Raw genomic sequence first — 19,888 nt, 5'->3', positions numbered from 1 at the left:
TGCTCGGGCGGGCGGCTCATGCGGTGCGGTACGCGGCTTCGAGCACGGAGCGCACCTTGGCGGGGCTCGTGCCGCGGGTGAACGCCGTACTGGTCGCGGTGATCAGCGGCTGCGTCGCGGCAGGCGGGACGTAGATGTCGGGCAGCAGGGCCTGGCTGACGTCCGTGCCGAGCTTCTGCGCCGCGGCGACCAGCGGGAAGTCCGTGCTGAGGGTGTCGGAGCGCAGCGCCATGTCGCGGCCCGACTCCTTGATGAAGCGCGCGACGGTGTCGGGGCGGTACATGAAGCGCAGGAACTTCTCGACCGCGTCCAGCTTCTTCGTGCCGTTCGGGCTGATCCAGAAACCGATCAGGGTGTACGTGCGCAGAATCGTCGGCTTCTCGTGCGCGGCGTCCGGCGCGAGCGGCCAGCCGCCGACCTCGGTGTGCCGGGCGACCTTCTCCGGGACCTTGGCGAGCGCCGACGACATCGCGGACTCGATGGCGGCGGCCTCGGTGTTGAACTGCGTCGTCATCGTGTCGGAGGTCAGGCCCTGCGCCTTGTCGGCGAAGACGCCCGCGTCGCGCAGGGCGGTGAAGTACTCGATGCCGTCGCGGGCGCCACGGCTGGCGCTGAAGTCGCCGCTCGTGAACACCTTTTGCGCCTCGTCGGGGGAGAGGAAGGTCTGGATGATCTGGGCGAGGAGCTTCTGCCCCGTCCAGTCGTTGCCGCCCACGGTCACCGGTGCGATGCCCTTGGCGCGGAGCCTGCGGGCCGCGGCGATCAGCTGGTCGCCGGTGGTGGGGATCGCGTCGACACCGGCCTTGTCGAGCAGTGCGGTGTTGTAGGCGACCGGCCAGTTGGTGGCGAAGTACGGGAAGGCACGCAGCCGTCCCTTGCCGTCGGTCCAGGCGTCGAGGGCGACCGGCAGGACGCGCTTTCGCAGCCCCCAGTCGTCCATGTACCCCTTGACGTCGACGGTGGCCCCGACATCGGTCCAGGCCAGCGTCTTGTCGTAGAGGTTCACCATGACGACGTCCGGCTCCTTGCGGGCGAGCCGAGAGGTCTCGTAGACCTGCGCGAGATCGTCGCCGTTGACCAGGTTCTTCACCTTCAGGCCCGGATTCTCGTCCCGGAAGGTGTTCAGGGCGGACAGGTACGTGGGCGAGCCCGGCGCGGTGGTGCCGAGCTGGCTGTGCACCACGAGCGTGTCGGGATCGGAATCCGCCGACGCGAGCGTGGAACAGCCGGCGAGGGCGGGCAGGGTGGTGGCGGCGGCCAGGCCTGAACCTGCGGCGAGGAAGCCGCGCCGACTCATCGTTGAGCGCACAGCGGGATGACTCCAACCAGGGCGATGACAACCAGGGGTTAATCGATATACCTGCGGGGGTGCGAGGAGCGTAGGAGCGCTTCGTTGAATGGTCAATCCCCTGTTGCGCACGATGAATCTTCCGGCGAAAGCGGCAAAACGGCCACCGGGCGTCGACCGGGTCGAAGTGGCGCCCGCCACGTCTTTATGCAACTAGTTGCACAAGGAGGCGGCGTCCTCTAGAACTGTCCCGACGACACATCGCGTACGGAGGGCCCGCATGAGCCGCTACCCGAACCTGCTGAACCCCCTGGACCTGGGCTTCACCACCCTGCCCAACCGGGTCCTGATGGGATCCATGCACGTGGGCCTGGAAGAGGCGCCGGACGGCTTCCGGCGGATGGCGGAGTTCTACGCGACCCGTGCGCGCGGCGGTGTCGGCCTCATCGTTACGGGCGGCATCGCCCCGAACGAGCTCGGCCGCCCCTGGGACGGCGGTGCCAAGCTGACCACCGAGGCGGAGGCCGAGGAGCACGCGGGCATCACCGCCGCCGTGCACGCCGAGGGCGGCAAGATCGCCATGCAGATCCTGCACTTCGGGCGGTACGCCTACCACGAGGGCCTCGTCGCGCCGAGCGCGATCAAGGCGCCGATCAGCCCCTTCGTGCCGCGCGCCCTGGAGGACGCCGAGGTCGAGCAGACCATCGAGGACTTCGTGCGCGCCGCCGAACTCGCCAAGCTCGCGGGCTACGACGGCGTCGAGGTCATGGGCTCCGAGGGCTACCTGATCAACGAGTTCATCGCGGCCCCCACCAACCAGCGCGACGACCGCTGGGGCGGCGCCTACGAGAACCGCATCCGTTTCCCCGTCGAGATCGTCCGGCGCATACGCGAGCGTGTCGGGACGGACTTCATCATCATCTACCGCCTGTCCATGCTGGACCTCGTCCCCGGCGGCTCGACCCTCGAAGAGGTCGTCCACCTCGCCAAGGAGATCGAGGCCGCGGGCGCCACGATCATCAACACCGGCATCGGCTGGCACGAGGCGCGCATCCCCACCATCGCCACGTCGGTGCCGCGCGGCGCGTACACCTTCGTCACGAAGAAGGTCATGGGCCAGGTCTCCGTGCCGCTCGTCACCACCAACCGCATCAACACCCCGGAGATCGCCGAGCAGTTGCTCGCCGACGGCGCCGCCGACATGGTGTCCCTTGCCCGCCCGCTGCTCGCCGACCCGGACTTCGTGGCCAAGGCGAAGGCCGAGCGGTCCGATGCCATCAACACCTGCATCGGCTGCAACCAGGCCTGCCTGGACCACACCTTCAACCTGCAGATCACCTCCTGCCTGGTGAACCCGCGCGCCTGCCACGAGACCGAACTCGTCCTCGCGCCGACCCGCACCAAGAAGCGTGTCGCGGTCGTCGGCGCGGGCCCGGCAGGACTCGCCTTCGCGGTGTCGGCGGCCGAACGCGGCCACGACGTCACGCTCATCGACGCCGCGTCCGAGATCGGTGGCCAGCTCAACGTCGCCCGTAAGGTCCCCGGCAAGGAAGAGTTCGACGAGACCCTGCGCTACTTCCGCACCCAGCTCGAACTGCGCGGCGTGGAGGCCCAGTTGAGCACCCGCGCCACCGCGGAGGGCCTCGCGAAGGCGGAGTACGACGAGGTCGTCGTCGCCACCGGAGTCATCCCGCGCACCCCCGAGATCCCCGGCATCGACCACCCCAGCGTGGTCGGCTACCTCGACGTGCTGCGCGACAGCGCGCCCGTGGGGGAGCGCGTCGCGATCATCGGCGCGGGCGGCATCGGCTTCGACGTGGCCGAGTACCTCACCGACAGCGGCGACAAGGCCAGCCTGGACCCGGCGACGTACTTCCGTCAGTGGGGCGTCGACATGGACTACAAGGACCGCGGCGGCCTGACCACGCCCGACCGCCCCACCCCGCCGCGCTCGGTCCACCTCCTGCAGCGCAAGACCTCCAAGGTCGGCCAGGGGCTCGGCAAGACCACGGGCTGGATCCACCGCACCGAGCTGCGCCACCGCGGCGTCACGATGGTCGCGGGCGCGAGCTACGACCTCATCGACGACGCGGGCCTGCACATCACGGTCGACGGACAGTCCACGGTCATCCCCGTCGACACGGTCGTCCTCTGCTCCGGCCAGGACCCGCGCCGCGACCTGTACGAAGAGCTGCTCGCCGGCGGGCACAGCGCGCACCTCATCGGGGGCGCGGACGTGGCGGCCGAGCTGGACGCCAAGCGCGCCATCAAGCAGGGCACGGAGCTGGCCGCGGCGCTGTGACGCAGCTGCCCTGTGACCCCGGGCGACCGCTCCGGACGCCGTACCTAGGATGGCCGCCATGTCACTCCCGCACGCGATCCTCACCGCCCTGCTAGAGAAGCCTTCCTCAGGGCTTGAGCTGACCCGCAGGTTCGACAAGTCGATCGGCTACTTCTGGTCGGCCACGCACCAGCAGATCTACCGCGAGCTGGGAAAACTGGAGCGGGACGGGGCCATCCGCGCGCTTGAGCAGCAGCAGGCGACCCGCGGCCAGAAGAAGGAGTACGAGGTCCTGCCCGCGGGCCGCGCCGAGCTGGCCCGCTGGACGGCCGCGAGCCAGGACCCCAAGCCGCTGCGGGACACACTCCTGCTGCGCCTGCGGGCGGCCGCGGTCGTCGGCACGGAGGGCATCGAGGCGGACCTGCTTCGTCATCTCGCCCTGCACAGGCGGCAGTTGGCCGAGTACGAGGAGATCGAGGAGCGGGACTTCCCGCCGGGCAAGGACGCGGTGGAGGACCGCCTGAGGCATGTGGTGCTGCGGGCCGGGATCGACCTGGAGACGTTCTGGACGCAGTGGCTGGAGCGGACCCTGGAGGAGCTCGGCGCGCCCGACACGTCACGTGACGCCTGACGCCTGACGCTTGACCTCTGACCCTGAGGCCCAGGCGAACGACAGCCGCCGCCGGCCCGACCTGAGCCGGGACCGGCGGCAGCCGCTTTTTTCGTGGCCCTAGGTCAGAGCCGGTGCTGCGCACCGCGGCGACGCAGGTACCAGGCGCCGCCACCGCCCGCGGCCAGGACCACGAGGGCCCCGCCCGCGACGAGGGTGGTCGTGCCGTAGTCCTCGCTGCCGCCGCCGAGACCGCCCCGGACGCCGCGCGCGGGCGCCGTCGTGGACGCGGTGGTCGGCGACGCCCCGACGGTGACCGTCTGGGAACCGGCCGTCGTGCCGTCCTCGCAGATCACAGCCACCGTATGCAGGCCGGTGCTGACGTTCTGCCAGGAGGCGCTGCCGCCGGTCAGTTCCATCTGCCTGCCTTGGGCGAAGCTCGCCTGGCCGTTGCTCATCAGCGAGGCGTTGCCTCCGTCGGGGCACGCCGCCGTGGTCACCGTGACCGTCGATCCCTTGGCGGTGACCGTGATTCCTCCGGGGGCGGCGAACGCCGACGGAGCGGTCAGTGCCATCGGAAGCGCAGCCGCGGCGGCGATGGTCAGGCCGGAGCGGACGAATATCTGAAGTGTGCGCATGAGTCTGCCCTCCGGTGGCACGGGAGGCGGTACATCCCGTGCGCCGCCGAGGGTAGGGAAGCGCCCGTGCTACCTGCCGATGAGCCAACGTGCCATCCGGCAAGGCCGCATGCGGACAGCCACCGGGCAGGTGACGGAATCCTTCGTACGGCCGACAGGCGGCGCTCCGGCCGACGGCTGACCCGGTGGCTCACCCGACGGCTGACCCGGCGTCAAGGTCGCGGGCCCGTGGTGACCGTCCGCTCGGGGGAGTAGCCGCCCCACGTCCCGTCGGGGAGCTTGGCCCGGAGCTTCACGCGGTGGGTGTCGCCCGGCTTCTTGCCCACGTAGAAGCTGTGCTTGGCCTTGCCCCGTGGCGCCGTACCGCCGAACACCAGCGAGGTGGCGTTCTTCCCGTCGAGATGGATCTGGTACTCCGCGACCGCGCCGCCGGTGTGCGGCGGCGTCCATGCCAGGTCGATGTAGTACGCCCCGTCGTCCAGGCGTGTCGTCGCGCGGAAGTCCGTCGGTGCCGTGCCGCTCCCGTCGTCCCGGCCCGCCGCGGTCGTGAGGCGGACGACGCGGCTCGCGGGGGACGCGTTGTCGGCCGCGTCCAGGGCCTTGACGGTGAAGCGGTAGGCCGTGCCCGGCCGCAGCCCCGTGACCAGCGTCTTGCGCTCGTTCCCGCCCACGCTGTGGATCTTCGACGAGCCCTGGTAGATCTCGTACGAGGCGACGCCCTTGTCGTCCTTCGCAGCCCCCCAGGACAACGTCACCGCCCGGCTTCCCTCGACCGTGCCCCGCGGGGAGCCTGGACGGGAAGGCGGCTCGCGGTCGGCGGAGGCCGCGGCGGGTGTGGTGACCGTCAGCTTCTTGCTGGCCGGTCCGACGTTCCCCTCGGCGTCCCGGGCGCGGACGGTGAAGGTGTAGGAGGTCGACGGCTTCAGGCCGACGACGTCCACCATGTGCTTGCCGCCGGGCACGCGCTCGACCCTGGTGGCGCCCCGGTAGACGTCGTAGCCGGTGACCTTCGTGTCGTCCGTCGCCTGGTTCCACATGACGTGGGCCGTCGTGGCGCTGCCCGCCTGGACCGTGACGCCGCGGGGCGCGGCCGGGGGCTGCACGTCCTTCGCGTCCTGGTCGCCGCCCCACGCGCAGGCCGTGAGGGTGCAGGCGGTGAGGGCGCAGGTGGTGACGGCCAGGAGGGCGGACAGGTGGGGGGTCCGTCGCACGGTCGTGCCTTCCGTTCGGGCGGCATTGGTCCGGACCTATTTGACAGGTCTGTCGGGTGCACATCAAGGGGTCCGGCGTGCGCCGTCCGTGGCTCGGCGGTGGCCGAGGTGTAGGACCCGGGACAGATTGGGATGTCTGGTCACGTGCTCCAGGCTGTCGGCCCCTCCCGTCCGACCGGCCGTCAGTCCCCCTTCACGGAAGGCCCTTTCTCGTGCGCACCAGAATTCCGGCGCTCGCCGTCGCCGCCGTCGCCACCCTGATCGCCCCCGCGTCCATGCCCGCCGCGGCGCATCCCCAGGAGAGCGGACCGGACCGCAAGTCCACGCACCACAGCGGGAGTTCAGCCGATCCGGCGGCCCAGGAGGGCTCCGTGTCCGCCGCCGAGCTCCTCGCCAAGGTGGCGACCTGCGAACAGGTCTCGCGGGACAAGTACCGTACGGACGCCGGAGCCCGCGCGGACATCCCCGTCTGCGGCAAGCGGGGTGCGGTGTTCTGGAAGGCCGACATGGACATCGACTGCGACGGCCGCCCGAGCAAGGCCTGCAACCGGCGCACGGACCCGCTGTTCCAGGACACCACCGCGTTCCAGGAATCCAACGGCCGCCAGTTGAGCGCGGAGTACCTTCCCTACGTCGTCGTGCCGGGCCCGAGCAGCCGCTGGGATTACACGAAGCACGGCATCACGGGCGGCTCGGTGGTCGCCGTGATCCATCAGGACAAGGTCCTGTACGCCGTCGTCGGCGACACCGGGCCCACCGATCTCATCGGCGAGGCTTCGTACGCGACGGCGAAGGCGCTCGGCATCAACCCCGACCCCAGGACGGGCGGCACCGGCGCGGGTGTCACCTACATCGTCTTCGAGGGTCCCAAGGCGTCCCCCATCGAGAGCCACCGGGCCGCGGTCACCCGAGGTGACGCGCTGGCCCGGCAGTTCGTCAGCCAGAACTGACCTCCTGGCCTCACACCTTCCGGTAGGAGTACGCCTCCGCCGCGGCGGCCTCCACCGCCGCGAGGTCGGCGCCCGCCGACGCGGTCACCACCGCCGCGACCGCGCCCTCCACAAAGGGGGCGTCCACCAGGCGGGCGCCCTCCGGGAGCTCGTCGCCCTCGGCGATCAGCGCCTTCACGGTGAGGACCGCGCTGCCCAGGTCGGTGAGGATCGCGACGCCCGCGCCGCCGTCCACCTTCGCGGCGGCCGAGGAGATGAGCTCCGCGCTCGTGCCGAGGCCGCCGTCCTCGGTGCCGCCCGCGGCGGCCACGGGCGCGGTCGACCCGCCGCCCGCGAGCCCCGTGGCGAGGGCGGCGACGGCTTCGGCGACGGGGCCGCTGTGCGAGACAAGGACGATGCCGACCAGCTTGTCGTCAGTCACGGCCGGCCTCCGCGGTCTGCGCGAGCGCGTCGAAGAGAAGCGCCGACGAGGTCGCCCCGGGATCCTGGTGCCCGATGCTGCGCTCGCCCAGATAGCTGGCCCGCCCCTTGCGTGCCTGCAGCGGTGTCGTGGCCAGGGCGCCTTCGTTCGCCGCGGTGCGCGCCGCAGCGAACGACTCGGAGAGCGCGTCGACCGCGGGGACGAGGGCGTCCAGCATGGTCTTGTCGCCGGGCGCCGCGCCCCCGAGCGCGCTGACGGCGTCCACGCCCGTGCGCAGCGCGTCGGCGAGCTCCTGCTCGCTGACCTCGGCGGCGTCACCGAGGCTCTTGCCGGTGCGTCGGAGCAGCGTGCCGTAGAGCGGCCCGGAAGCGCCCCCCACGGTCGAGATCAGCTGCCGTCCCGCCAGGGTGAGCACGGCCCCCGGCGTGGTCGGCGCCTCCTTCTCCAGCGTGGCCACCACGGCGGCGAACCCGCGCTGCAGATTGCTGCCGTGGTCGGCGTCGCCGATCGGCGAGTCCAGCTCGGTGAGTCGCTGCGCCTCCCGGTCGACGAGTGCGGCGGCCGAGGTCAGCCAGTGACGGAAGAATGCGGCATCGAGCACGGAAACTCCTTGCGCGGTAGAACAGTTGGGCAGATTGGTACGAGTGGTCTGAGTGGCGTGAGCGGTACGTGGTGAGGGCGGGGCACCGGTACGGATCAGATACCCCAGCGGAGCCCCGCCGTACGCACCGGGGCGTTCCAGAGCCGCAGCAGCTCCTCGTCGACCTGGCACAGCGTGACGGAGGCCCCGGCCATGTCCAGCGAGGTCACGTAGTTGCCGACCAGTGTGTGCGCCACGACGACCCCGCGGTCGGCGAGGACACGCTGGACCTCGGCGTTGAATCCGTACAGCTCGAGGAGGGGAGTGGCCCCCATGCCGTTGACGAGCACGAGCACCGGGTTGCGGGGGCTGAGGTCGTCGAGCACCACGTTCACCGCGTACTCGGCGATCTCGCTCGACGTCATCATCGGGCGCCGCTCACGTCCGGGCTCGCCGTGGATTCCGACGCCCAACTCCAGCTCGCCCGAGGGCAGATCGAAGGTCGGGCTGCCCTTGGCGGGGGTGGAGCAGGCGCTCAGGGCGACCCCGAAACTCCGCGCGTTCTCGTTCACCTGCCTGGCGATCGACTCGACACGCTCCAGCGGCATGCCCTCGTCCGCCGCGGCTCCCGCGATCTTCTCGACGTAGAGCGTCGCGCCGGTGCCGCGACGTCCCGCCGTGTAGAGGCTGTCGGTGACGGCCACGTCGTCGTTGACGAGCACCTTGGCGACCTGGATGCCCTCGTCCTCGGCGAGCTCCGCGGCCATGTCGAAGTTGAGGACGTCGCCCGTGTAGTTCTTCACGACGAACAGGACCCCCGCCCCGCTGTCCACGGCGGCCGCCGCCCGCACCATCTGATCCGGCACGGGTGAGGTGAACACCTCACCGGGGCAGGCGGCGGAGAGCATCCCCGGCCCCACGAACCCGCCGTGCAGCGGCTCATGTCCGGAGCCCCCGCCGGAGACGAGGGCCACCTTCCCGTCGACGGGGGCGTCCCTGCGCACGATCACGCGGTTCTCCACGTCGATCGTCAGGTCGGGATGCGCGGCCGCCATGCCTCGCAGCGCGTCCGCTACGACTGTCTCCGCGACGTTGATCAGCATCTTCACGGGTACCTCCTGGTGACATCGGCAAGGCTGGGTGTCGCTGGGACCCGAAGTCCCGAGGTCAGTATCAAGGCAGTGGCGTAAAGATGCGCGAAGCTCGGACGAAGGTGCCTGTCAGCCGTGCGGAAGAGGGTTACGGGGTGCCCATCGCGCGGCATGTGCCAGTGGCCTCTTTCGGCCGTTGTTCCGGCTCGTCCCCCTGACCGTCTCCGGTCGCCAAAACGGCTTGTTGGAGAGGGTGTCGGGTGTCTCCACGGTCACGTGAGTGCTCCGATCCCCCTTGGGATGCCGGTGTTGGAACGTGTCATTCGGGTGAGTCCGGGCGCGGCGCGTGAGCGTCTTATTGCAATCGATGCGCAACTACTTATTGATGGCCAGAAGGTGACAGGGGGGCCTTTGCGTCGCCTGGGGACAGGGGTGATCGTGTGGGAAGCGGAGGGGCTCCCTCTGCGCCAGGGCCATCGTGGTCGACCGCCGCGGTGCGGCCCGAATGCACCCGACATCCCGATGTGACATTCCCTCCCCGCACTCACCCGACGGGGGCCACACCCCGGCCCCGGCAAGGGAGTTGGACCAAACGATGCATGGTGTACGCCCTCCGGACCCGCCGGCCGTCCGGGAGAAACCCGCCCCCGCCCCCGGCGCACCCACCACGACCACCGCTGCCGAACCGGCCACCGTCGCCGTCGCGGGCGCCGAGTTCGGCTGGGGAAGCTCGGGCAAGCTGAGCGCCGTGCTTGCCGCGCTGCACGAACGGTCCGCCCGTCCGCTGAGGTTCGTCGGCCTCGCATCCTCCCTCGGACGGCCGCTGCTGGCCCGGCACGGGGTCGACCGCTGGTACGACCTGCCGGTCGGGCGTCCCGCGGGGGAGAGCGCCGATGCCGTGGCGAAGGTCGTGGAGGCGGAGCGGATCGATGCCGCCGTCGTCGTGCTCGACGGTCCTGCGGCCATGGCCCTGGAGGCAGCGGGTGTGCCGACCGTGTTCGTGGACAGCCTGCCGTTCCTGTGGACCGAGGGTGACCTGCCCGAACTTCCGCTGAAGGTCTCCGTCTACTGCGCGCAGCAGTGCGTCGAGTTGCCGCAGGAGTGCCTCGGCGTACTGGCCTCCGTACGCGAACTGCGCTGGGTCGAGGCCGTGATCGGCGCTCCCCCCGACCCTCCGGCGCCCCGGCTGAGCCGGTCGCAGCCCTTCCGGCGCGCCCTGGTGAACCTGGGCGGCCTGCGCGCCCCCGGCCTCGCCGACTGGACGCGTTATCCGGAGATCGTCGTGCCCGCGGTGCTGGAGGCCCTCGCGACGTACGGGGTCCGTGAGGCGCATGTGGCCGGCAATCTGCCTGCCGATCTGGCCGAGCGGCTCTGCGCGGCGAGCGGCGCGGACCTGCGCGTCACGGCGGGCCCCCTCTCCCACGGCGAGTTCCTCCACCGGCTCGCGGCCTGCGACCTGCTGCTCACCTCGCCGGGTCTGACAACCCTCCTTGAGGCCGGCAGTCTCTCGGTGCCCACGGTCTGCCTGCCCCCGCAGAACCTCAGCCAGATCTTCAACGGCCGCTTCCACAGCCGGGCCGTGCTCGCCGACGTCAGAGTCGTCTGGCCGTCGTCGGTCCTCGCCGAGAGCGAGGTCCTGGCCCATCGGTCGCAGGGCGAGGACGCGGCACTGCGCGTCATCTACGGGGGGATCACCGCCGCTGCCGGGGCGCGCGAGGTGCGAGGCAGCGTGACCGCCGTGCGCGACGGCGTGCTCGAGGCCCTGGGGCGCGCGTCGGAGGGCGCCGTGTGGGGAGGACTCGCCGCTCACGTCGGCATCGGCGGCGCCGCCCAGGTGGCCGACGCCCTGCTCGGCGTACTCGACAGGGAGCCGCTGTACGGTCCCGCCGGACCTTCGGCTCCGCGTACCGTCCAGGAAGGCATCGACGTACATGACTGAACGTCAGCGCTACCTCTTCATCAGGATCCTGGAAGCCTGCAACGCGGACTGCTTCATGTGCGAGTTCGCGCTCTCCCGTGACACGTTCCGCTTCTCGCCGGAGGACTTCGCCGACCTGCTGCCCAAGGCACGCGCGGCCGGAGTGGCATACGTACGGTTCACCGGCGGCGAACCGCTCATGCACCGGGACGTCGTCGACCTCGTCCGGGCGGGCACGGACGCCGGCATGAAGATGTCCATGATCACCAACGGGATGATGCTGCCGAAGAAGGCCGCACGCCTCGCGGAAGCGGGCCTCGCCCAGGTGATCGTCAGCCTCGACGGCGGATCGGCCGCGACACATGACGTCTACCGGCGTTCCCCCGGCATGTTCGACAACGGCCTGCAAGGGCTGCGCGACGCCGCGGCCCTCGGCGTCCTGCCCCGGGTCAACACCGTGGTCGGGCCGCACAACTACACCGAGATGCCGCAGCTGCAGAAGGTCCTCACCGACGCAGGCGTCAAGCAGTGGGAACTCTCCGCACTGAAGCTGGAGCGCACCATCACCTATCCCGACCCCGATCACGTCCGCGCGGTCTGCGACCCGATCTACGACGCCGACCCCGCCACCCACCTCGTGCCCCTCGGCAAGCGCTTCTACGGGGACACCCGCGAGGAGCAGGGCCGCTACTTCGCGGAATCACTGACCCCGCGCGCCTCCGAGCCCCTGTGCCATGTCGTCGACGACGTGATCTACATCGACGGCAAGTACGGGCGCATGTACGCCTGCAGCTGCCTCCCGCACCGGGAGGGGGACGACCTGGGCGGTGCCCCGCTGCGCGAAGGCGGCGCCATCCACCTGGACACCCCGGTCTTCCGCAGCCACGCGGACTTCTTCCGCGAGCGGGGGCCCGAGATGTGCGGCGGCTGCTCCACCACGGCCGCCGGTTACAGCGACGACGTCGCACGGCTCGGGGTGGCGGCACCGTGGCAGTACTGAGCCCCGGCGGCCCGGCCCCGGTGCCGTCAGGGCCCGCCCCGCGCCGGGTGCTGCTCGTGACGCGGGACGAGGAGCTCGACTCGCTGCTCGCCGGGCGACGGATCGCCGCGCACCTGACCGACCTGGAGCCCACCGCGGGCGACGGTCCGCCACCGGACGTGGCCCTGGTCTGCGACGACGATGCCGCCACCCGCCGACTGCTCCACCTCGGCGTGCCGGTGGTGCGGCTGCGCTCGGGACACCGGGCCGCCGTCGACCCCGTGACCGACGGCGCACTGCACCGAGTGCACCGCCCGGGATGGCTCCCGGGGCCGTGGCCCGCGACTCCGGGCGGCGCACGCGCCACCGGGGCGCTCGCCCCCGTACGGACGGCTCGGGGGCGGCAGCGGAGCGGAAGTCTGCTGCTGCTCTCGCTGTGGGGCGTACCGGCCGGGGAAGCGGACGCGTTCACCTCCGGGCCGCTGCGGGAGCTCGCCGCGCAGGCGGTGCGCCGCACGCAGCGATGCGAGGTCGTCTGCGACACCCGCGTCGAGAACGCGCGTGACGCGCTCGAAGGGCTCGACGGCGTACGGGTCCGACGCGCCGCCGACACCGACGTCGACGCCCTGCACGCCGACACCGAACTGCTCCTGGCCGCCCCCACCCTGGGCGCGCTGGCACTCGCCCAGGCCCGCCGCGCGCCGCTCGCCTTCCTGCCACCGCTCGGTGACGGACAGCGCGACCTCGCCGGACGCGTGGCCCGCGCGGTCGACGTCCCCGTGGCCACCGATCCCCGCGATCCGTCCCTCTGGTCCCCCGGGCAGCCGGGCGCACCGGACCCGTGGTCCGCGCTCGACGGCGCCGCGGACGACCTGCGGGGGGCGCAGCGCGTCGCCCGCACCCTGCGCCAGCTCTCCCTCGCACCCCTGTGACAGGTCACTCACCCGCCGAACCTGGAGACACCATGCCCCGCACTCCTGGAGCCACAGACGCGGACCGCCACCCCGTACCGGACCGGCCGGGAATCCCCGGGATCACCGAGGCGGAGTGGAACGACTGGCGCTGGCACATGCGTAAACGTGTCACCAACGTCGACAAGGCACGGCAGTGGATCAACCTCACCGCCGACGAGGAACAAGCCATCGACAAATCGGCGGGCAAGTACCGCTGGAGCGTCACGCCGTACTACGCGTCCCTGATGGACCCGGACGACCCCACCTGCCCGATCCGGCAGCAGGCCGTACCCGCGCTCGGCGAGCTCGCGGAGTTCAGCGGTGCCGAGGTCGACCCCGTGGGCGACATGTTCTACCGCAAGACCAACCGGGTGGTGCACAAGTACCCGGACCGCGTGATCATGCTGATCACCGAGGCCTGCCCGGTGTACTGCCGGCACTGCACCCGGAAGTTCCACACGACCGACGTCGACGGCAGTTACTTCCGGGACAACGAGGGCGAGTCCTTCGAGGAGGACCTGCGCTACATCGCCGAACACCCCGAGATCCGGGACGTGTTGCTCACCGGCGGCGACCCGCTCTCGTACCGGGACGGCAAGCTGGAGGAGATCATCTCCGGCCTGCGGGCGATCCCCAGCGTGGAGATCATCCGCATCGGCAGCCGCTTCCCCGTCCTGCTGCCGCAGCGCGTCACGGACGAGCTCTGCGAGATGCTCGCGCGCTACCACCCGGTCTGGCTGAACACGCACTTCAACCACCCGAAGGAGATCACCCCGGAGTCCGCGGCCGCGGTCGACCGGCTGCTGCGCCACGGCATCCCGGTGGGGAACCAGACCGTGCTCCTTCGCGGCGTCAACGACGACGTCACGACGATGCGCACGCTGATGACCGAACTCCTGCGCATCAGGGTCCGGCCGTACTACCTCTACCACTGCGACAACGTCACCGGCGTGTCCCACTTCATGACCTCCATCGAGAAGGGCTGGGAAATCATGGAGGGCCTGCAGGGGCACACCACCGGCTTCGGCGTACCGCAGTACGTACTGACGACGAAGATCGGCAAGATCCCCATCGCCCAGCCGTACTTCTCCCGTGTGCCCGAAGGCCTGCTGCTCCGCAACTACCGAGGCCAGGAGATGGTCGTCGACGCCTCGGTGCACCCCATCACGGAGGCTGACGCGACATGACCCTCGACAAACGGCTCGGACTGCGCTTCCTCCCCTACGGCGCCAACTACCTCGACTGGTCCGACATGCACGAGCTGCGTGCCGCGATCGAGCACGGGGTCCTCTTCCGCTACCAGACGGAGACCGAGAGCGTCGCCTCCCGCCTCGAACGGCGGGTCGGGGAGCGGCTCGGCGCCGGCCATGTGCTCGCGGTGCACAACTGCACCGAGGCGCTGCGGCTCGCCCTGGTCTCCACCCGCCCGCGCGTCGGTGACGTCGTGCACATACCCGCGGTCACGTTCGTCGCCGTGGCGGGCGCCGTCCTGTCCAGCGGCCTCATCCCGGTCCTGGTGGACGTCGACGAGTCGCTCTCCATGGACACCGCACTGGTCCCCGAAGGCGCCCAACGGGCCATCGTGGCCCACATGGAGGGCACGGTCGCGCCACTGCCCGACGGCGTCCCGTACGTCATCGAGGACAGTGCCCAGGCACTCGGCGCCACGTTCCCCGACGGCAGGCACACCGGAACCCGTGGGTACGCGGGCACCTTCAGCTTCCACCACAACAAGGTGCTTACCTCGGGCGAGGGCGGGCTGCTCGTCACGAACGACCCGGCCGCCTGGGAGACCATGCGCTGCTATCACGACCACGGCTCCGCACGGGTGCCGGGCCGCTATCCCACCTGGAACGAGGACGCCTACTACGGCGAGAACCTGGTCACCAGCGAGGAGGTCGCGGCCATCCAGTACCAGCAGTTCCGCCACCTCGACGAGGTGCTCTCCGGCCTGGAGCGCCACCACGCCATCGCCATGGAGGAGCTGCCGGAGCGCACCGGACTCGACATCCTGCCCAGAGCGGCGGGTGACGTGAAGATCAGCCTGCGATTCCGTTGCGAGAGCCGGGAGTTACGTGACGCCGCCGTGTCCGCGCTCACCGAGCGGGGCATCGCCAACTGGACGCTCAGCAAGTATCTGCTGCCCGACCACCCCGTGGTCGCCGGACGGCGTTCCCTCTACGCCGACGGCTTCCCCTGGAACCTGGCCCCCGAGCAGCCGCTCGCCCTCAGTCGCGACGGGTTCGCCCGCACCAGGGACCTCCTCGATCGCACCCTGTGCGTGCCGCTCTCGCCGGAGCTCTCCGAGGCCGAGCAGGTCCTCGCGGTCAAGGCGGTCCGCCAGGCGCTGGAGAGCGTGTGAACGCGCCGCCGGTGCTCCTGATGGCGGACGACCGCGCCTCCTCCTTCACCCGGTACGCCGTGGACGCCCTGCCCGGCCGGCTCGCCCTGCTGCGCTTCGCCTCCGCACGCCAGGACCTCTCGGAGGCGTACGTACGGCAAACCGCGCACGTCCCCGCGTTCTGGGTGAACGAGCGCCTCCCCCTGGAGGACGAGGCGGCCCGCTACCGCGCCTGGGCCGCGGAACTCCCCGCCGCACCTACTCGGTTCTGCAACCCTTCCGAACCGCGCCAGGACATCGCCCAGCGGTTCGCCGCCCTGGCCGGACTACCGCACATGACGGAGCGTCAGGTGAGCTGGGTGCGCGACAAGGCGGCGATGAAGGACAAGTTCCGTGAGCTGGGCCTGCTCACCGCCCGGTACGCGCGGGTCTCCACAGAGGCCGAGATCGGGGAGTTCGCCGTGCGGTGCGGCTGGCCCGTCGTGCTGAAGCCCGTGGACTCCTTCGCCTGCGTGGACACCTTCCGGCTCACCGGCCCCGACGAACTGGCCGACGTGGCCCTGGAAGGCCGCTCCTGGCTGGTCGAGGAGCATCTGGGCGGCACCGAGTGGGAGGTGTGCGCGCTCATCCACGCGGGCGAGGTGCTCGACGCGTGGCCGAGTGCCATGCCGTGCCGTCCGCTGGACATCGTCGACGGCGCGATGAACGCCAACATCAGTGTCGCCACCGACGAGGGCCCGCCGTTCGACCTGTGCGGCATGCTCCAGCGGATCGTCACCGGCATGGGGATCGACCACGGGTACGCACACATGGAGTTCTTCGTCGTCGGCAGCGAGGTGTACGCGGGGGAGATCGGGATCCGGCTCGCGGGCTGCGAGATCACCGCCAACCACGGATACGCCTACGGCTTCGACGTGTTCGGCGCCACGCTCGACGTATACCTCGGACGCCACCCCTTCCTCGACTACTCCAGGCGCTGCTGCGCGGGCGACCTGCTGCTGCCGCTGCCGGGCTCGGGGGCCGTGCACCGCATCACCGCCGAGGAGGAACTGCTGCGCCTGCCCGGCGTGGTCAAGAGCGTCCTCCGCTACCGCGAGGGGGACCTTGTGGAGGCACGCCGCGCCTCGCACAACGCGTCCGGCTACGTCCACGTGACCGGAGGGTCGATCGCCGAGGTGGAAAGGCGCATGCGCGGCGTACTCGACGCCTTCACGATCGACGTGATCACCCAGACGCCGGCGGCCAGAACGCTGCAGCGCTGAGCCACCCTCCTCACCGGCCCGCACGGGCCACCACGGAACAGGAACCATGGAATCGAAGCCGAACGGTCTTGCCCGCCGTCTCGCCGCCCTGCTCACACGCCGCCAGATCGCGGGACCCGCCTGGTGGAGCGTGGTCTCCAGGCTGCCCGTCTACCTGATGTCCCTCGCGATGGTGCTCCTCGTGCGCGAACAGGGCGGCAGCTACGCCCAGGCCGGTCTGGTCTCGGCGCTCTACACCCTCGGCATGGCGCTCGGCAGCCCGCTCATCGCCCGCCGCGTCGACCGGCACGGCCGCAGGACCGTGCTACTGCTGACCGGCGTCGGCTACCCGGCGGCGCTCACCGCGCTGGTGTGGGCGACCGAGCCGGGCGACTGGGCCCAGCCGGCACTGGCGGTGCTCGCCGGCATCGCGCTTCCCCCGGCGAACGCCTGCATGCGGTCGCTGTGGGCGCGCCTGCCGCTGCGGGACGACGAGCGGGAGACCGCCTACCTGTGGGAGGCGCTGCTCACCGAAGTCCTGGTGATCGGGGCGCCGTTGATGCTCGCCGCCCTCATGCTGACGGGATCCGCCGGGGCCGCGCTGACCACCGTCTCGGTGATCGGCGGCATCGGGGCGATCGGCCTCGCCTTCACCCGCGTACCCGCGGACGCCGATGACCAGACGGCGACGCCCAGGGAAGCGGGGGGAGCGACCGGCCGTGGCGGTCTCCTCGGCCCGCTGCGCTCCTCGCCGATGCTCGCGCTGACTGCCGTCATGGCACTCAGCGCCGTGCCCGTCGGCCTGATGACACTGGCCATCCCCGCCTTCGTCGACGACCACGGTTCGCGGGGCAACACCGGCCTGGTGTACGCGTGCTGGGGCATCGGCAGCGCCCTGGGAGCCCTGTGGCTTGGGCGCTCCCAGTCCGAGGTCGCGGTGCACCTGCGCTTCCCGCGCCTGGTGCTCGCCTTCGCCATCGGCACGGGGCTTCCGCTGCTCGCGACCTCCCAGCTCACCCTCGCGCTGGCGCTCGCGGTCGGCAGCGTGCCCATCGCGCTCGTCTCCGCCAGCGAGATGTCGTTGGTCAGCCTCCTTGCGGACAGCGGCTCACTCACCGAGGCGTTCACCTGGGCATCCCTGGCCACGGTGGTGGGGGACGCCCTCGGCCAGCAGGCGGGCGGGCTCCTCATGGAACCGGCGGGCCCGCGGGGCGTCTTCGCCGCGGCCTTCGGCACGTCACTCGTCGCCGCCCTGGTCGCCTTCGCCTGCCGGGGCCTGATGGGGCGCACGGCAGCGGTCCGCGTGCCCACGGAAGCGGGGGAGCGGTGACCGGGCGGGGAGCGGTGACCGGACGAGGAGCGGCCCGCGCGCCTCCGGCGGCCCCGCACCGCCCGGACAGTCATCCGCCCCACACGTCACTCCTCGCAGGGTCGGCGCAAGAAAGCGCCGGTCAGCGTACAAACGCAGGTCAGCGTAAGAACACGAGGTAACGCTTCATGACATCCGCCGTCTCCCGACAGAGCCACGAGCCGTCGCGACCAGAGCCCGACAGCGCGCTGTTCGGTCCGGTGAAGTACGCCGATCTCGCGTCGGCCGTACGGGAGTTCCTCGACGCACCCGAGCGGACGCCGATCCCCGTACCGGTCGACGACCGGGCGGACCTGGTCCACAGCGTGGCACTGGCGTCGCGCCTCTACTCCGGTGTGCGCCGCCCGACCCCCCTGGACTTCGGCGTCGTACTCGGCCCGGCCGAACTCGCCGACGCCGTCGTCGATCTGGCCCGCCCGCTCGCCCGCGAGTGGCTCACCGAGGACGACCTCGCCGGCTTCCACGACCGGCCTCCGGGCACGCTCCTGCTGGTGGGCACCTACGCCCGGCTCAACCTCGACCCGGTGCGCCCGCTGCTCCTCGCCACCTACCGGGACGCCCGGCGTGGCCTGTCCCTGCTGAGCGGCCGCGACGGGACGTCCGTGGCGTGGAACATCGCCAAGCAGTACGCCCACATCCCCGCGGACCTCAAAGCGCTCGGCCTGTTCACGGACACCGACCGGCCGCCGCGGCTCCCCGGGGTCAGGGTCTTCGACGACCGCGACTTCGAACGGCACGACATCCAGGCCGAGATCCTCGGCACCCGGTGGCGCCGCGTCGTCTTCCAGGGCCACGGCAAGGACGACAGCATCAACCTCGGCGAGTTCACCATCTGCGGCCTGAACGAGACCGCGACCGCCGAGCCCGGTGTCCTGGCCCCTCGGTGCGCCTACGGACTGCCCTGCTACAAACCCGAGGACAAGCTCGTCCCGCTCAACAAGGTCGAGGCGGCGGAGCTGGTCCTCAGCGCCTGCAACAGCGGCCCGCTCGCCGACCTCGCGCTCTACGACCCCAAGTACCAACTCCTGCTCAACGCCCTCGACAGCCCTGCACGCACCATCGTGTCCGCCGTCTCCGTGCACGACTCCGACCGGCCCGAGAACGTCGCCTGGATGCGCGCCGCCGCCACCGGAGCGGACTCCGTGGACACCCTCAACGCCAGCCTGGCGGGCTCGCATCCCTACCCCGCGTTCATGCGCTTCGGGCTGCCGGGACAGCCGGACGACACCCCGGCACCGCCACCGCCCTCCGACCACGCGCCCGACCCGCTGGTCCTCACGGTCGGCCGCCGGCTCTCCGCGCTGCTCACGTCGGACCTGCTGCCGCACAACCACAGCCTGCGCCCGCGCCTGGGCAAACTCGCCCGCAAGGTGGACCTCCTGGTGGCCCGCCCCACCCACCTCGCGGACCAGTCGCCCGAGGAGATCCGCTCGTCCCTCTCGGCGGACCTGCAGTCCCTCGACCATGTGATCGCCGGGCAGGTCTCGGAGAACCCCGAGAACGAGATCATGAACTACCCCGCCCATTTCGGTGACCGCAGCTCACTGGACCCCGACGTCCACGAGGTGATCTGCCACTGCGGCCGCCCCGCCCAGGAGTTCGCCCGCAGAGGACTGCTCCCGCACATCCTCGACACCCTCTGCGTGGTGTGCATGCGCTGCGGCGACGTCACCTTCCGCGTCCCCGACGCGCCCCAGCTGCTCGCCTACGCCGCCGACGAGGTGGCACAGGGCGGCGTGCTCGAAGTGCGCGCCTCTCTGACCGCCGCCCGCCCCGGCCCCGTACGGCTCGGTCTGTTCCTGCCTAGCTATCTGCGCGACGACACCACCGTGGAACCGGAACGGATCAAGGTGCGGGGCTCCGACGACCGCGCCAAGGACGTCGTGTTCACGGTGCGGTTCGCGCCAGGCACCGCCCCGCAGGCCTACTACTTCACGGTTTTCGCCGTGCAGGACCTCGCTGTCTCGACCGCCCGGCGGCACTTCGGAGTCGTCCCGGGCCATGACTGAAAAGGCGC

General features: G+C 71.1%; 17 protein-coding genes. 11 read left to right on the top strand and 6 right to left on the bottom strand.

What is annotated here, in order from left to right:
• Positions 1 to 16 precede the first annotated feature (16 nt).
• Positions 17 to 1,309 (bottom strand): ABC transporter substrate-binding protein, encoded by a 1,293-nt coding sequence (locus ACZ5U5_RS04210; protein ID WP_469015962.1) that lies wholly within the window; start codon positions 1,307 to 1,309, stop codon positions 17 to 19.
• Between the two features lie 259 nt (positions 1,310 to 1,568).
• On the opposite strand from ACZ5U5_RS04210, the gene ACZ5U5_RS04205 reads away from it, so the two are divergent.
• Both ACZ5U5_RS04205 and ACZ5U5_RS04200 read left to right on the top strand, forming a co-directional pair.
• Complete coding sequence (locus tag ACZ5U5_RS04205) at positions 1,569 to 3,590, top strand: oxidoreductase (protein ID WP_469015960.1); 2,022 nt, start codon at positions 1,569 to 1,571, stop codon at positions 3,588 to 3,590.
• Between the two features lie 58 nt (positions 3,591 to 3,648).
• Positions 3,649 to 4,200, top strand: a complete 552-nt coding sequence (locus tag ACZ5U5_RS04200) for a PadR family transcriptional regulator (RefSeq protein ID WP_469015957.1) — start codon at positions 3,649 to 3,651, stop codon at positions 4,198 to 4,200.
• A 104-nt stretch (positions 4,201 to 4,304) separates the two neighbouring features.
• On the opposite strand, the gene ACZ5U5_RS04195 is transcribed toward ACZ5U5_RS04200, so the two are convergent.
• Together ACZ5U5_RS04195 and ACZ5U5_RS04190 are read right to left on the bottom strand one after the other, a co-directional pair.
• Positions 4,305 to 4,817, bottom strand: coding sequence for a hypothetical protein (locus ACZ5U5_RS04195; protein ID WP_469015955.1), 513 nt, complete (start codon positions 4,815 to 4,817; stop codon positions 4,305 to 4,307).
• 212 nt (positions 4,818 to 5,029) lie between these two features.
• Positions 5,030 to 6,028, bottom strand: coding sequence for a fibronectin type III domain-containing protein (locus tag ACZ5U5_RS04190; RefSeq protein WP_469015953.1), 999 nt, complete (start codon positions 6,026 to 6,028; stop codon positions 5,030 to 5,032).
• A 212-nt stretch (positions 6,029 to 6,240) separates the two neighbouring features.
• Between ACZ5U5_RS04190 and ACZ5U5_RS04185 the strand changes: the two genes are divergently transcribed.
• A complete protein-coding gene (locus tag ACZ5U5_RS04185; RefSeq protein ID WP_469015950.1) occupies positions 6,241 to 6,978 on the top strand; it encodes a glycoside hydrolase family 75 protein in 738 nt (245 codons plus the stop codon).
• Positions 6,979 to 6,988: 10 nt separating this feature from the next.
• Here ACZ5U5_RS04185 and ACZ5U5_RS04180 read toward each other — a convergent pair whose 3' ends face one another.
• The 3 genes from ACZ5U5_RS04180 to dhaK all read right to left on the bottom strand — a co-directional run bounded on the left by ACZ5U5_RS04180 (position 6,989) and on the right by dhaK (position 9,088).
• Entirely contained in the window at positions 6,989 to 7,399 is a 411-nt protein-coding gene (locus ACZ5U5_RS04180; protein ID WP_469015949.1) for a PTS-dependent dihydroxyacetone kinase phosphotransferase subunit DhaM, read from the bottom strand.
• On the bottom strand, positions 7,392 to 8,000 hold the full coding sequence (gene dhaL / locus ACZ5U5_RS04175; RefSeq protein ID WP_469015946.1) for a dihydroxyacetone kinase subunit DhaL: 609 nt from the start codon (positions 7,998 to 8,000) through the stop codon (positions 7,392 to 7,394). Before dhaL ends, ACZ5U5_RS04180 begins: the two co-directional genes overlap by 8 nt.
• Before the next feature lie 95 nt (positions 8,001 to 8,095).
• Complete coding sequence (gene dhaK / locus ACZ5U5_RS04170; RefSeq protein ID WP_469015943.1) at positions 8,096 to 9,088, bottom strand: dihydroxyacetone kinase subunit DhaK; 993 nt, start codon at positions 9,086 to 9,088, stop codon at positions 8,096 to 8,098.
• Between the two features lie 577 nt (positions 9,089 to 9,665).
• On the opposite strand from dhaK, the gene ACZ5U5_RS04165 reads away from it, so the two are divergent.
• From ACZ5U5_RS04165 to ACZ5U5_RS04130, 8 genes are all read left to right on the top strand, one after another.
• Entirely contained in the window at positions 9,666 to 11,009 is a 1,344-nt protein-coding gene (locus ACZ5U5_RS04165; protein ID WP_469015941.1) for a hydroxymethylcytosylglucuronate/cytosylglucuronate synthase, read from the top strand.
• Positions 11,002 to 11,988 (top strand): cytosylglucuronate decarboxylase, encoded by a 987-nt coding sequence (gene blsE / locus ACZ5U5_RS04160; protein ID WP_469015938.1) that lies wholly within the window; start codon positions 11,002 to 11,004, stop codon positions 11,986 to 11,988. Before ACZ5U5_RS04165 ends, blsE begins: the two co-directional genes overlap by 8 nt.
• The gene (gene blsF / locus ACZ5U5_RS04155; protein ID WP_469015936.1) at positions 11,976 to 12,899 is read left to right on the top strand and encodes a CGA synthase-related protein; all 924 of its coding nucleotides are present in this window, start codon (positions 11,976 to 11,978) and stop codon (positions 12,897 to 12,899) included. The genes blsE and blsF overlap by 13 nt, the downstream gene beginning before the upstream one ends.
• 32 nt (positions 12,900 to 12,931) lie before the next feature.
• Complete coding sequence (gene blsG / locus ACZ5U5_RS04150) at positions 12,932 to 14,107, top strand: arginine 2,3-aminomutase (RefSeq protein ID WP_469015933.1); 1,176 nt, start codon at positions 12,932 to 12,934, stop codon at positions 14,105 to 14,107.
• The gene (locus ACZ5U5_RS04145; protein WP_469015931.1) at positions 14,104 to 15,282 is read left to right on the top strand and encodes a DegT/DnrJ/EryC1/StrS family aminotransferase; all 1,179 of its coding nucleotides are present in this window, start codon (positions 14,104 to 14,106) and stop codon (positions 15,280 to 15,282) included. The genes blsG and ACZ5U5_RS04145 overlap by 4 nt, the downstream gene beginning before the upstream one ends.
• Complete coding sequence (locus tag ACZ5U5_RS04140; protein WP_469015929.1) at positions 15,279 to 16,523, top strand: ATP-grasp domain-containing protein; 1,245 nt, start codon at positions 15,279 to 15,281, stop codon at positions 16,521 to 16,523. Before ACZ5U5_RS04145 ends, ACZ5U5_RS04140 begins: the two co-directional genes overlap by 4 nt.
• A 46-nt stretch (positions 16,524 to 16,569) precedes the next feature.
• Positions 16,570 to 17,832: an MFS transporter gene (locus ACZ5U5_RS04135; RefSeq protein ID WP_469015926.1), complete on the top strand. Its 1,263-nt coding sequence runs from the start codon at positions 16,570 to 16,572 to the stop codon at positions 17,830 to 17,832.
• Positions 17,833 to 17,999: 167 nt separating this feature from the next.
• Positions 18,000 to 19,880 carry a hypothetical protein gene (locus tag ACZ5U5_RS04130; RefSeq protein WP_469015923.1) on the top strand — a complete coding sequence of 627 codons (1,881 nt, stop codon included), beginning with the start codon at positions 18,000 to 18,002 and terminating at the stop codon, positions 19,878 to 19,880.
• Positions 19,881 to 19,888 lie beyond the last annotated feature (8 nt).

The organism is Streptomyces sp. NPDC033177 (assembly GCF_055577715.1).
This window is presented reverse-complemented; position numbering and strand designations above follow the sequence as displayed.

Coding starts and splice junctions, on each gene's coding strand:
- blsG (WP_469015933.1), top strand. CDS start 12,932: ATGCCCCGCACTCCTGGAGCCACAGACGCGGACCGCCACCCCGTACCG.
- ACZ5U5_RS04130 (WP_469015923.1), top strand. CDS start 18,000: ATGACATCCGCCGTCTCCCGACAGAGCCACGAGCCGTCGCGACCAGAG.
- ACZ5U5_RS04135 (WP_469015926.1), top strand. CDS start 16,570: ATGGAATCGAAGCCGAACGGTCTTGCCCGCCGTCTCGCCGCCCTGCTC.
- ACZ5U5_RS04195 (WP_469015955.1), bottom strand. CDS start 4,817: ATGCGCACACTTCAGATATTCGTCCGCTCCGGCCTGACCATCGCCGCC.
- ACZ5U5_RS04145 (WP_469015931.1), top strand. CDS start 14,104: ATGACCCTCGACAAACGGCTCGGACTGCGCTTCCTCCCCTACGGCGCC.
- blsE (WP_469015938.1), top strand. CDS start 11,002: ATGACTGAACGTCAGCGCTACCTCTTCATCAGGATCCTGGAAGCCTGC.
- ACZ5U5_RS04165 (WP_469015941.1), top strand. CDS start 9,666: ATGCATGGTGTACGCCCTCCGGACCCGCCGGCCGTCCGGGAGAAACCC.
- ACZ5U5_RS04205 (WP_469015960.1), top strand. CDS start 1,569: ATGAGCCGCTACCCGAACCTGCTGAACCCCCTGGACCTGGGCTTCACC.
- ACZ5U5_RS04200 (WP_469015957.1), top strand. CDS start 3,649: ATGTCACTCCCGCACGCGATCCTCACCGCCCTGCTAGAGAAGCCTTCC.